We start from the raw sequence: 14171 nt of genomic DNA, 5'->3' as shown, positions 1-14171 counted from the left end.
AATGAATAAAAGTATAATAGTCATAGTCTATTTTTTATTAGGTTTTGGGTCAGGTATTATAACAACAGCCCAAAGCAAACAACCTAATATTATTTTTTTAATGACAGACGACCAGCGTTGGGATAATATGGGGTGTTATGGCAAACCAGAGTTTTATACGCCAAATATAGATAAGCTAGCTAGCCAAAGCATAGTTTTCGATAATGCCTATTATGCGGTGGCTATTTGCATGCCTAGTCGTGTTACTATGATGACGGGGCGTTATAATTCTAACCACCGTGTGGGGTTTGTGGCGCCTTATGATTATACATTATCAAAAGCCGATTTTAAAAATAGCTATCCTTCAATGTTAAAAAAAGCAGGCTATCGAACGGGGTTTGTAGGTAAGGTCGGGTTTACGGTTACGGAAGAAGCCCAAAGACCAAGCACACCAAAAGAACAATTCTACAAGGAAAACATGCAAAGTACTTTCGATTTTTTTGCTGGTAGCGAAACACGACCAGATAAAGGACTGGTGTTATGGCCAGAAAGTGATACGGAATTAAAAGAAATTTACAAGGAAGGCAGGGTAAATTCAGGTAGGACTTTAAAAACAGGCGAGGCTATGCTACGTTTTATAGATACACAGCCAGAAAATCAACCCTTTTGTTTATCAGTAAGCTTTTATGCGGTTAAGCACGATTCAGATAAACATGTGTATATGCCGTATTTAGAGCAGTTTAAAGATCATAACTTTGAAGTGCCAGAAAATTGGGTTGAAGGCGATAATGAGGCCTTGCCTAAGGTCGTAAAAGAAAACGCTCGAGGCGTTTATTTTCACAGGCAACGATCTTCAAAACCAGAGCAATACCAACGTTTAGTTCGTCGTTTTGCAACTCAAGGCTTTACGGTTGATGATCAAGTTGGTAAACTAATAGAAAAGCTTAAAGATAAAGGGCTTCTGGATAATACCGTTATAATTTACACGAGTGATAATGGTCGTTTTCAAGGTTCTCATGGTTTGTTCGATAAATGTTTATTATATGACGAAGCTGTAAAAGCACCACTAATTGTATATGATGGTAGAAAACCTGAATTTGAGCGTAAAAGACGGGAAGATGCTTTAATTTCTTCAGTCGATATGGCGCCAACTATAGTGTCTTTAGCAGGTTTAAATGTTCCTGAATCTATGCAAGGTCAAGATATTTCTGGGGTATTGAATCAAACTGAAGATTTAACAAAATGGCGAGATGCCGTTTACATGGAAGATTTGTTTTTGGTGGATATGTTTAAAGCTAGAAATAGCCCTAATGCAGATGAATTAAACCAAGAGTTAATAGATAATAATAAATCGTATCGCGCCAGAGGTGTGCGTACAAAGCAATGGAAATATTTTGTTTATTACGAGCATTCACCAAAAATTGAAGAGCTTTATAACATTGCCAACGATCAGCAAGAACAAGAAAATCTTGTTAATAGTCCAGAGCATGCACAAGTGTTAAAAGAATTAAGGCAGAAAACGGAAGATATGTACAAGCAGGCCATTCAGCCTTAAAATATAACTCTCATAATTATGCAAAATAAATTTATACTTTTTAAACTGTTTTTTATAATGGGCTTTGTGGTACAAGCTCAGATTAAAAAAGGTAACAACACTACGGATTGGCCTGTTTTAACCACATACAACCAAAACCATATTGCGAAAATTGCAATGCCTATTGGTGGAATTGGTACAGGCACCGTGTCTCTTGGTGGAAGAGGAGATCTCCGCGATTGGGAAATTATGAATACAGCAGCCAAAGGCTACACGCCAACTAGTGAAAAACTGAGATATGTAGGGCCGTTTTTTGCATTATTTACCCAAACGGCTAACGGTAAAAAAGATACGCGGGTACTCGAAGGGCCGTTAGATTATGCACTTTACGAAGGCGCTTTTGGTAGTACAACTGTTAATCATGGTTTTCCTCGTTTTGAATCTAGTAGTTTTAAAGCTGCTTATCCGTTTGGTCAAGTTTTGCTTTCCGATAAAAAAGTACCGTTAGATGTGCGTATAAAAGCCTTCAACCCGTTAATTCCTGGAAATGCCGATGCTAGTGGAATTCCTATTGCTGTTATCACTTACGAGTTAACCAATACAACAGATGAGACTGTGCAGGCATCAGTTTGTGCCAATATGCCTAATTTTATTGGTGAGGATGGTTCTGTCCGCGAACCTAACGGACGCGGAAATGCCTTAATTCCGGTAGGTGCAAAAAACAATAAAAATATTTTCAGAAAAGAAACTAACGTACAAGGTGTTTTTATGAGTTCCGTTGGAGTAGAAAAAAATGAAACAGCTTGGGGAACCATGGCATTAACGACTCCAAATGAAGAAAAAGTGACGTATCGCACGTCTTGGAGTAAAGAAGTTTGGGGTAATTCGCGTCTCGATTTTTGGGATGATTATAGCGCCGATGGCCGTTTAGAAAATAGAGAACATAATGGTGAAGACCGCCCTATGGCATCAATGGCTGTTGAGGTTTCGGTTCCTGCTAATAGTAGTCGCGAAGTGACTTTTTATTTAACTTGGCACTTTCCTAATCGAGAAACATGGACACCTGCCGATGATGGTTTAAGTAATACTTTAACCAATTACTACACCACTAAATATAGCGATGCTTGGGATGTTATTGAAAAAACAAAGCCGCAATTACCAACACTTGAAGGTAAAACAAATGCGTTTGTAACAGCTTTTGTTAATAGCGATTTACCTAATGTGGTAAAAGAAGCAGCCTTGTACAATGCCTCGACGCTTCGTACGCAAACTTGTTTTCGTACAGCCGATGGAAATTTCTATGGGTGGGAAGGTACTAGTAATACCAAAGGGGTTTGCCATGGCAATTGTACACATGTTTGGAATTACGAGCAAGCTACACCATTTTTGTTTGGAGAATTAGCCCGTTCTATGCGGGAGATAGAGTTTGAATATGCTACAGATAATTTGGGTATGATGAGTTTTCGTGTGGGTTTACCGCTTGAACGTGCCAATTTGTTTAATAGACCCGCGGCCGACGGTCAATTAGGAAGTATCATGAGAATGTACAGAGATTGGCAATTAAGTGGCGATAACCAACTCCTTGAAAAACTTTGGCCAAATGTAAAAAAGAACATGGAGTTTTGTTGGATAGAAGGAGGTTGGGACCCTAATATGGATGGTGTTATGGATGGCTGCCAGCACAACACCATGGATGTTCAGTATTTTGGCCCAAACCCCCAAATGGGAATTTGGTATTTAGGTGCACTTCGAGCAGCTGAAGAAATGGCTAAGTTTTCCGGCGATAAGGCATTTGCTAAAACCTGTAAAACCATTTTTGAAAAGGGTAGTAAGTGGGTTGATGAAAACTTGTTTAATGGAGAATATTACATTCATATTATAGAACCACCAAAAAGTCGTGACGAAATTGCGGCACCTTTGCTTAAAGGTTTAGAGTCTAAAGATCTTGGTAATCCTGCTTTTCAATTAGGAGAAGGTTGTTTGGTCGATCAGTTGGTAGGACAATATTTGGCTCACATTTGTGGCTTGGGCTATCTCACCAATGAAGATAACGTGAAAACCACCCTAAAAAGCATTATGAAATACAACTTAAGAGACGATAGTAGTTCAGGATTTAACAGTATGCGTTCGTTTGTTTTAGGTGATGAAAAATCGTTAGTTATGGCAAGCTATCCAAGAGAACGCCCGCTTTTTCCTTTTCCGTACTTTACTGAAGCTATGACGGGTTTTGAGTATACAGCTGCCGTTGGAATGATGTACGAAGGACAAACAGAAAATGGCTTAACCACTATTAAAAATATTAGAGATCGATACAATGGTTTAAAGCGCAACCCGTTTAACGAAGCCGAATGTGGAAACAATTATGCACGTGCCATGGCAAGTTGGGGTGCGGTTATTGCGTTATCTGGATTTCAATATTCTGCAGTTGAAAAATCAATTCAATTTACAGATAAACAGGGGAATTACTTTTGGTCTAATGGAAGCCAATACGGAACAGTGGATATTAAGGAGAAGGGAAATACTAAATCTATAACATTTAAAGTACTTAGCGGAACGATGACTTTAAAATCTATAAAACTTAAAGGTTTTGGAACAAAAACCTTCAAAAGTGAAATAAGGCTAACGGAAGGGAAGTCAACAGAGTATATCATAACAAAACAATAAATAATATGAAGAAACTAAATAGCCATTGTAAAATTTCACTTTTAATGGTATTGCTTTTTAGTACTGTTATTTATGCCAAAGACATAAAAATAAACTCATTAAAAGCCTTAGCAAAATATGCTACCAAAAGTGGTAACACTATAACCATGGCGCCTGGTGTGTATCAATTAACCGATTATTTAAATTCAGATTCCATAGCAGCACGCCGCGCTCGTAAAGCATTTCAATATATTACGTTCAGCGGAAGCAATAACATTTTTAATTTTAAAGATGTAGAAATTGTTTTGGATACAGAAATTCGAACGGCATTAAAACCACCAATTCATTCAGATGAGTTTTTAATAACTGGTTCTAATAATAGTTTTGAAGGGTTAACCATTAGGTGTGTTGGTAACGGAACATCACCGGGCGGTACTGTTCTTCAAGTAGCTGGCGAAGCTAATATGCTTAAAAATATTACTTTACATGTAAAAGGGTCTTATCCGTATGGTTATGGCGATTTATTTGGTAAAGGAAAGCAAAAAGAAACCACCATAAAACATAGAAAACACAGTGGACTTTTAGTAACAGGAAATGATACTAAGCTTTACGGTTGTAAAGTCTTTAACCGTTCTTTTGGGCATTGTTTTTTTATTCAACAACATCCTAAAAATGTCTATTTTGAAAATTGTTATGCCGAAGGCGAAGTCCGAAGAACCGATGCGGTGTTAGCAGAGACTTCAGGGCCTGCCTTCGATGTGAGTTTTAAAACATGGACACAAAATAGAGAAGGTGAATATGTAGTAACTCCTGGCTATATGAAATCGCTTTGCGAAGATGGTTTTAGAACTTATGGCGCATGCGAAAACATCAGTTTTAAAAATTGCATAGCTAAAAATACGCGTGCTGGTTTTGAACTTAGGTTTAACAAAGCATTGGTAGAAAATTGTAAAACCATAGGTACAGAAAGAGGATATTGGATTGGAGATAACACTAAAGTGATAAACTCAGAAGGCGATGCTAATTACGGTCCTTTAATGTTTGTAGAAGGTAGTAATGTAGATGTGGAATTATTTGTAAACCCCGCAGAATCTGATAGAAAAGTCCATGCTTTAATTACTATTATGGGCGAAAACAATAACATTGTTTTAAAATCTTCCGAAGGAAAAACAAGAAAAAAGGAGCTTCCTATTTTAATTGGTTCTACGCCACCTATGCACGGAGAATCCATGTCGCCGTATAGTGAAGCTGAAGTTATTGGACTTCATTTAATAAATGAAACGGGTATGCCAATTTCAATTGGGGCATTGGCTAAAAACTGTAGCATTAAAACTAATGGAAGTATAAAGGAAAATAAAGGGACTCAAATTCAGGTTTCAAAAAAATAGAATATGTCCTCAAAAAAAATGAAATAATAACAGATTAAAAAATTAAAAATGATGAAGCAACAAATAGCTTTAATTATAGGGTTATTATGGTTCTGTAATTCTATTCAGGCTAAGGAAATCAAAATCAACTCTATTGATGAATTGGCAAAATACGCAGCCCAAAGTGGAAATACTATTACTATGGAAGCTGGAGTGTATCAAATAGAGGACTATTTAACTGATTCAATTATTCAAAGTACAAAACCAGATAAGGTGGGTAGATACGCTATGATAAAGTTTAGCGGTAATAATAATGTATTTAATTTTACAGGCGTAACCATTCAAGTAAACACCATACTATTAAGTGCTTTTAAAGGGCGGGTAAGTGAGTTTTATGTCTCTGGAAAAAATGTTCATATAAAAGGTTTAACAGTTACAGATATTGGAAATCATCCTACCGTTAAAGGCGGACATTCCTTTACGGTTGCTGGAGATCATGCCATAATAGAAAAAGTTACCTTAAATATTAGTGGCTCATCGCCTTATGGGTATGGCGATTTGCTTGGTAAAGGAAAAGGTGCTCTAGTACCGTTGCGTAAACATAGCGGTATGTGTGTTGAAGGCTTAAATGATAAAATTATTGATTGTACCATTTTTTCGAAAGCTTTCGGGCATTGTTTTTTTGTGCAAGGTGGTCGAGATGTGCTTTTTGAAAACTGTTATGCCGAAGGTGTTACACGAACTACCGATGCTATGTTAGCTGAAATTTCTGGTCCTGCGTTTGATGTCAATTTTGCATCTGTGTATAAAAATTATGCAGGAACGCGCAATATAGTTCCGGGATATACAAAATCTTTAAACGAATGTGGTTTTCGCATGTACGGGAAAGGAGGAGTTGATGGTGTTAAAACAGGTGCCGTTACTGCATTAAATTGTACAGCAAAAAACACACGTATTGGCTTTGCTTTTGGTAAAATTACTGATGATGTTTTAATAAAAAATGGTACGGCAATAGGTTGCGAGGTGGGTTATAATGTTGGCGGTGTTAAGGTGGAAAACAGTAAAGGCGATGCGGTAAACGGACCATTGTTGTACGTTTATAAAGGTGGTGTTACTCATGTAGAATTAGCGCTATTACCAACCGAATCTAAAACAACGGTGCATGCCTTAGCTTGCATAACAGGTAATAACCATAACATAACGCTAACTAATTACAGAAATATGGCTCGCAGTCAGAAACATTCCATAAAAATAGGAACTACCCGTCCGCCAGCAAATAACGGTTTTAGTCCTTTAGGGATCGCGCCATCTTCGGGAGTTGTATTACATAATGCAACAGGAATGCCTGTAGAACTCAATGCTGAAACTAGTAATTGTAAAATTACGACTTCCGGAAATGTTTTAAATGAAGGAGAAAATAATGAGATTGTAATAAAATAAAAAAGATACAATGAAAAAGCTCAGTAGACTATTAACTTTTTGTGCAGTCATGCTCATACTAGGATTAATCGCATGTAAGGAAACCACGACCAAAACTGTAATCCAAAAAGTAAAAGTATATCCTGCTCCCGAAGGCATTGAATTGTCAAAAAACTATAAAGTAAGTGTCGAATCAGAGAATGTTCCTGTTTATACGTCTAAAATTCCGCCTAATAATCCTATTCCACGATTAAATCCTAACCGGGAAGATTACGATTAATGAGGTTGTAAAAGATGTTAAGTTTAAATAGAAAAATCCAATTAAATAAACCGATGAAAAAAATATTAATTCTTTTCCTGTGTTTAACAGGTGTGAGTTTTGCTCAAAACCCCATTTTTACCAATGTATTTACGGCAGACCCATCGCCACATGTGTGGACAGACAACCCTAACAAGCTTTGGGTATATACCTCTCATGATGAGCCAGGGTCTAATAATCATTATGGAATGACAGGCTACCATGCTTTTTCTACTACAGATATGGTGAATTGGACGGACCACGGGCGTATCCTTCATCTCGAAAATGTAGATTGGGCAGAAAGTCATGCTTGGGCCATGGACGCAGCATATTACCGCGGGCAGTATTACCTAATATATTGTATGAAAGAAGCTGGCATTGGGTTGTTTAGAACAGGAATTGCACATAGCGATAGGCCTGAAGGTCCATTTACAGATTTAGGTTATGTAAAGGGGGTTGAATTTGGTCAAGACCCCGCATTATTTATTGATGATGACGGAACACCATATTTATATTGGGGGCACGACAGAAAATGTTTTGCGGCCGAATTAAACGACGATTTAATGTCTATTAAACCCGAAACCTATGTGAATTTAACATCTCAGTTAACACACGTTTTTGAAGGGCCATGGGTGCACAAACGCAAAGGGAAATATTATTTAACCTATCCTGGGTTAACCCCAAGGCGTTGGCCTGAAAAAATGTTTTATGCTGTAGCAGATAAACCATTGGGGCCATACGAATTTAAAGGTGTTTTTATCGATGATTTTGAAGGTCAAAGCGGAACCAACCATGGCGGTACGGTTACTTATAAAGGAAAAGATATCATGTTTTACCACAGTGCGTGGTTGTCGGGAGGTTTAAGTGAAACGCGTTCGTCAATGGCAGATTATTTGGAGTATGATAAAGATGGAAACATCATTCCTATTGTGCCATCAAAAAAGGGCTTAGGCAACGCCGAGCGGACCAAAACAACTCTAAAGCTTGAGGCTGAAAACGGTTTTGCATCAGGAGGAAACTTGTATAATGTTATAGTTGATACTTGGATAAAAGACTACAGCGGAAGAGGCTATGTTACCAATTTTGATAACCCTTACGACCATGTTTCTATTTTAGCTCAAGTAGCACAACCAGCAAAATATCGATTTAAAGTCAGGTATGCTTCACCAGATGGCGAGTCCAATCACCATATTTTAATCAATAGCCATTTATATCGCGAGTTTAAATTTCCGCAGTCCAAAGAATTTACTGAAATAGATTTCGGTATTGTTGAATTGAAAGCCGGAGACAATTTGATTCGAATATTCAGAAGCGATTGGAAACCAACTGAAGGCGAATTGGCGGTAGATTATATCAAGCTAGAGCAAGTTTTTGAAGATGAATTATAAACAATAACTATAACCTTTAACTATGAAAAAAGTATTATTGCTAGTGCTAATAGTGGCACATACAGGAGTCGTCTTTGCCCAAGATATTTCCGTAAGTTCAAAAGACAAAGGCGAAAAATTTGAACATTTTTGGAGTAAATGCGTGGGGGCAGGTCGTGCCAATGAAGGTTTACGAGCAGGTTGGTTAGAGCAATTGGAAAAGGTTCAAGAAAATTGCGGATTCGAATTTGTGCGATTTCATGGAATCTTTCATGACGACATGTTCCCTGTTTTTGAAAAGGACGGAAAGTACACGTACAACTGGCAATATATCGACGATTTATTCGATAGAATGCTAGATTTAAACGTACGTCCGTTTGTAGAATTAGCCTATTTTCCAACACCATTAGCTGCCGAAAATAGTAAAACCCAATTCTGGTGGAAAGCTAATATTACGCCAGATGAATCTAAATTCGACGAATGGTATAATTTAGTTGAAGCTTTTACGCAGCACTGTGTAGACCGCTATGGTATTAACGAGGTGTTAACTTGGTATTTTGAAGTTTGGAACGAGCCGAATCTGCATTACGGCTTTTTTGATGGAACTAAATCGCAGTATTTCGAACTGTATAAGCAATCTGTTTTAGCAGTACGATCTGTGGATGAGCGTTTAAAAGTAGGAGGGCCTTCAAGTAGTAATTTTGTGGCCGATGGACGTTACGATGGAGAAGTAGAAAGTAGAAGTGGCGATTTAATCACTTTTACTGCCGATAATATTAACGACTTAGAATGGAAGGGTTCTTGGATTGTAGACTTTTTAGAGTATTGCGAAAAGGAAAAACTTCCGGTAGATTTTGTGTCAACACACCCTTATCCAACTGATTATCCGTTTAACCCTACTACGGGAAAAGGAAAGGATTTTTCGAGGTATGTTAATTCAACCAAAGATGATATTGAATGGTTGAATAGAACCATCAAAAATAGTGCTTATCCAAATGCTGAAATACATTTAACGGAGTGGAATACTAGCCCTAACAGTAGAGATGCTATGCACGACTTTTTACCTCCAGCAGCTTATATTACCAAAGTGAATTTAGATTGTATTGGCTTAACCAATTCATTAGCGTTTTGGACTTTTACCGATATTTTTGAAGAAAAAGGAGGAGGAGAAAGTATATTTCACGGTGGTTTTGGTATGATTAATTACCAAGGTTTAGTAAAACCATCCTACCATGCATACCATATGTTAAACCAATTAGGTAATGAAAAGCTGTTTAAAAATGATTATTTATTCGTGAGTCGTAATTCTGGTGATGGAAAAGTAGTGGCTTTAGCCTATAACTACCCAGAAGATCATTATAATGCCGTGCCATCAAGTATTAGAAAAATTGATCAATACGAGCGCGGAACAACAAGGCAGCTAACATTAAAACTCTCGGATTTAAAACCGGGTACACAGTTTAAATTAGAAACTTTGGATAAAGACCACGGAAACATTTATAATTACTGGGAAAAACTAGGAAAGCCAGAACCTCCAACACGTGAGCAAATTAAAGTGATGAAGCAGTTTGCCGAAAACCTAAAAACAGAAGTGTTCACTGCTGATGCCAATGGTGTTGTATCTATCGATAGAGAATTGTCGCCTTGGAGCTTGGTATTAATAGAGCAAGTAAATTAAATAAGCTTTATTCTTAATATTAATAACGGAAGTACTAAGTGATTTGCATAGTTGCTAGACCGAAGTAATTATTCTAATAAGTGCTAAAGAGTTGAATTAAGGAGAAAAAACAAATAATTAAAATGAAATTTTACTTAAAAATATGTCTGCTTCTTGTAATATCTAATTTTACAAGTTCCGTTTTTTCGCAAATTAACCTAAAGTCATTAAATGAATTTAAACCATCTAATCGCGAGTGGGTTGAGGTGGAGTCTGTTAAACTAGACCCTTTAAACCCTGAAAAGTTGCTTTTCACAAAAGGCCATGGAGTTTTTGTAAATGGAGCAGATGGTAAGGCAAAGTATTTGGTTTCAAAAAAAGAATATGAAGATATTGAACTTCACCTTGAATTCCTGCTTCCAAAAGGTTCTAATTCTGGAATCTACATTCAAAGTAGATATGAAATTCAACTTTTCGATAGTTGGGGAGCAACAGATCTTACTTTTTACGATTGTGGAGGCATTCAACAACGTTGGGATGAAAGTAAACCAGAGGCAGAAAGAGGTTATGGTGGTTTTGCACCAAGAACAAATGCTAGTAAAGCACCTGGTGAGTGGCAGGATTTAGATGTGATTTTTAAGGCAGCTAAATTCAATGCTAAAGGCGAAAAAATAAAGAATGCTCAATTTGATAAAGTAATTCTTAATGGCGTGATAATTCATGAAAATATTGAGTTATCTGGGCCAACCAAAGGGACATTATCGGAAACCGAAGTTGCTAGAGCACCGTTTCGTTTACAAGGTGGGCACGGGCCAGTGGCTTTTAGGAATATTAGAGTAAGAGATTTGAATCCTATAAGGGGATCTAAACCTAATACATGGGTTAATCTTTTTGAAAACACCAAAGAAGCAGGTCCTAATTATGATTTTATAGTTCATGGTAATGCTACCGAAGAGGAAGGAAACAACATGTTTGAGTTTACCGGAAAAGAATTTAAGGCCATGTACAAGTGGCAGAAAACCGCAGCACCTTATGGTATTGCTGTTACAAAAAAGGCTTATAAAGACTACGATTTAAAATTCGAATTTAAATGGGGCGAACGCCGCTTTGAACCTCGTTTAGAAAAAATACGCGATGCAGGTCTTTTGTATCATTGTCCAGTTGGAACTTATGCGTGGCCACCAAGTTTGGAATATCAAATACAAGAAGGAGATTGTGGCGATTTATGGAATATTAGAGGAGCGCATTCCGATGTTTTAAAAAACGGTGAAATTATAAAAATTAAAAAGAGAGATTACAGTACCTCAAAAAAGTGGACAGATGAAGAGAAACCTGGGTGGAATAAGGTGTTGTTGAAGGTTCGAGGAAACTCGGCTAAATACTATTTAAATGGTATTTTAATAAATGAAATTACAAATGCTACCTTTGGAGGTTTGTCTCTTACATCAGGGTTTATAGCTTTGCAAGCTGAATATGCAGAAGTGATTTATAGAAAAATAAAAATTAAGGAACTTTAGGTTTAAAAATAAATAATAAAAAAGAGTTGTTATGAAGATTAAAAGTGCGTTTAACTATAATTATAAAGTGGCTAAGATGTTTTTGCTGCTGTTTTTTGTATTTGGTTTAACTAATATAAATGCCCAAACCACAGTAAATTCATTAAGTGAATTAATGCCTTTTTTAGAAAAGGATAATGTCGAGGTTACGTTAGCACCGGGCTTTTATACCATAACAGTAGCCGATGTAAAGAAGGGATTGTATAAAAAAGAAATGAAGTTAAAAAACACCAGTAGCGTGTTACTTCTTTTTGAAGGTAATAATAGTACTTATGATTTTACCGATGTAACCATAAGTATTGATACTAAAGTGCTTCAGTCCTTTGGTAAGAATCAAGTTAATGAACTTCAAATTATTGGTAATAATAACGTGCTTAAAAATTTAACCATGGTCGATAATGGATCGGTTCACGATGCTCCAACAAGGCGCGCTACTAATATTGTTATGGATGGCGCTCATAACAGAATTGAAGGGTTTCATGTTACTACAAAAGGGTCTTTTCCTTATGGTTATGGCGATGCTTTTGGTAAAGGTGGTAAAGTGGTAATAAAACATCAAAAACACAGTGCATGCCTTATTCGAGGGGAATCTAATCATCTTAAAAACTCAACGTTTATTCACAGAAGTTACGGGCATTGTATTTTTACACAAGCTGCTAGTAACCCAACTATTGAAGGTTGTGTAGTTGAAGGTGAAGTTCGTAAAACCGACGATATGTTGGCAGAAACTTCTGGTCCAGCTTTCGATGTTAATTTTATGACCGTTTGGGGCTATAAATTACCAAAAGGTTATATGCTAAGCACCGGTGAAGCTGGAATTAGGGCTTATAATGCTGGCGAAACTATAATTGATGGCAAGGTTTATAAAAGAGGGACATCCAACCCAACGGTATTAAATTGTACCATAAAATATATGCGTACGGGTGTTACATTGGCACACGCCAAAGGAAAGAAATATGTTGAGGGGTGTACCATTATTGGTTGCGAAAATGGTTATTCTTTAGCATCGGGAACAGTGATAGATTGTAAGGCCGATTGTGCTTTCGGACCAGTGTATTCTTCCACTTATGAGAACGATAAAAATTACAATGCCGATATTACAATAATTCCAGCAACAGACCCGTATTACAATGGCTCCGGTAGTGTAGCTTATATAGGCGGAAGTGGGCATGATATTACATTGCGTGGTACAGATGAAGCAGTGCAAGAAGGATTGCGTATTAAAGTTGGTGGCGATAAAGGCAATATTCGTTTAAAAAATGGCAATTTCCCGAATCAAAATGATTTTAGAGGCGGTAGTTTCAAGATAAATAATCTAACTAATTATCCAATATTTCTATCTGCTAAGAGTAGTAATGTAACAGGTAAATCTATGGGTGAAGTTTCAGATTTAGGAACTAATAATAACATTAAACATATTAAATAATCATGAAAAATAAAAAGCTAATTATTACTTGCGGATTAATTATTTCTATGTTTAATATGGCGAATGTTTTTGCACAAACACCTGTTTGGCAAGGGAAAGGAAGAATCGCCATTAGTTCAGATGGGAATGAGCATGATCATGACGATTGGGCTGCAACACCATTAAGTTTGGCTTTAGTAGCAGCAAAAGGACTTCAAGATAATTTGGTGCTTTATACCTATAGCGATCATGTTTGGGGTAGTAATCAAGATCATCCAACTTCAAAATCGGGTTTAAATTCTTATCAACATATGCGTGAAAGCGCTTTGAAAGGTGGCGAATGGTTTGGTTTTAATAATACAAACTTTATATGTGCTGTTGATAATGCTGAGGTTGCTTATAATGCTTTGCGAGATGAAATCAATAAATCTTCAGAAGAAAATCCTTTAATTATTATTGCTGCGGGACCAATGCAGGTAGTTGGCGAAGCTATTAATCGTGCCGACGTGTCTAAACGACAATATGTAAGTCTTATTTCGCATTCCGGTTGGAACGATAATCATAGTGATAAGCCACATAAACAGTTTTGGGATACCCATTCGGGATGGACGTTTAAAGAAATTAAGGCTGCTTTTTTGGGAAAAGAAGGCGGGAATTTAAATTGTATTCATATTACAGATCAAAATGGTCGTAATGATTATGAAGGATTAAGAGCTCCAAAAGAAAAATTCGATTGGATAAAAACGTCAGAGGCAAGAAACAATAAAGCATACAAAAAGGGCGCTTGGGAATGGCTTTATACAAGATTAGAAACTTGTGTTAAAAAAGGTGATTTCGATCCTTCAGACGCAGGTATGGTGGTGTATTTATTCACTGGTATTGAAAAAACAAATCCGGAGCTTGCTAAAGAAATTATGGAAAATCCCGTTTTAAAATAATTTAAGGT

The 14171-nt window shown here is 36.9% G+C and carries 10 protein-coding genes; all 10 read left to right on the top strand.

Annotated features, from left to right (window positions below; translation table 11 throughout):
* Window position 1: 1 nt before the first annotated feature.
* The 10 genes from ABJM36_RS09110 to ABJM36_RS09065 all read left to right on the top strand — a co-directional run bounded on the left by ABJM36_RS09110 (window position 2) and on the right by ABJM36_RS09065 (window position 14163).
* Window positions 2-1534, top strand: coding sequence for a sulfatase-like hydrolase/transferase (locus ABJM36_RS09110; RefSeq protein ID WP_348451152.1), 1533 nt, complete (start codon window positions 2-4; stop codon window positions 1532-1534).
* Window positions 1535-1552: 18 nt separating this feature from the next.
* Window positions 1553-4177, top strand: coding sequence for a GH116 family glycosyl-hydrolase (locus ABJM36_RS09105; RefSeq protein ID WP_348451151.1), 2625 nt, complete (start codon window positions 1553-1555; stop codon window positions 4175-4177).
* A gap of 5 nt (window positions 4178-4182) precedes the next feature.
* Window positions 4183-5544, top strand: a complete 1362-nt coding sequence (locus tag ABJM36_RS09100; RefSeq protein ID WP_348451150.1) for a hypothetical protein — start codon at window positions 4183-4185, stop codon at window positions 5542-5544.
* A 48-nt stretch (window positions 5545-5592) separates the two neighbouring features.
* Window positions 5593-6963 carry a hypothetical protein gene (locus ABJM36_RS09095; protein ID WP_348451149.1) on the top strand — a complete coding sequence of 457 codons (1371 nt, stop codon included), beginning with the start codon at window positions 5593-5595 and terminating at the stop codon, window positions 6961-6963.
* Window positions 6964-6973: 10 nt separating this feature from the next.
* Window positions 6974-7222 carry a hypothetical protein gene (locus ABJM36_RS09090; RefSeq protein WP_348451148.1) on the top strand — a complete coding sequence of 83 codons (249 nt, stop codon included), beginning with the start codon at window positions 6974-6976 and terminating at the stop codon, window positions 7220-7222.
* 53 nt (window positions 7223-7275) lie between these two features.
* Complete coding sequence (locus ABJM36_RS09085) at window positions 7276-8628, top strand: family 43 glycosylhydrolase (protein ID WP_348451147.1); 1353 nt, start codon at window positions 7276-7278, stop codon at window positions 8626-8628.
* 22 nt (window positions 8629-8650) lie between these two features.
* Complete coding sequence (locus ABJM36_RS09080) at window positions 8651-10285, top strand: hypothetical protein (RefSeq protein ID WP_348451146.1); 1635 nt, start codon at window positions 8651-8653, stop codon at window positions 10283-10285.
* Between the two features lie 122 nt (window positions 10286-10407).
* On the top strand, window positions 10408-11781 hold the full coding sequence (locus ABJM36_RS09075; protein ID WP_348451145.1) for a DUF1080 domain-containing protein: 1374 nt from the start codon (window positions 10408-10410) through the stop codon (window positions 11779-11781).
* A 31-nt stretch (window positions 11782-11812) separates the two neighbouring features.
* A complete protein-coding gene (locus ABJM36_RS09070; RefSeq protein ID WP_348451144.1) occupies window positions 11813-13246 on the top strand; it encodes a hypothetical protein in 1434 nt (477 codons plus the stop codon).
* Between the two features lie 2 nt (window positions 13247-13248).
* Window positions 13249-14163, top strand: a complete 915-nt coding sequence (locus tag ABJM36_RS09065) for a hypothetical protein (RefSeq protein WP_348451143.1) — start codon at window positions 13249-13251, stop codon at window positions 14161-14163.
* Window positions 14164-14171: the final 8 nt, after the last annotated feature.

The organism is Algibacter sp., assembly GCF_039977455.1.
GTDB lineage: Bacteria > Bacteroidota > Bacteroidia > Flavobacteriales > Flavobacteriaceae > Algibacter_B.
This window is presented reverse-complemented; position numbering and strand designations above follow the sequence as displayed.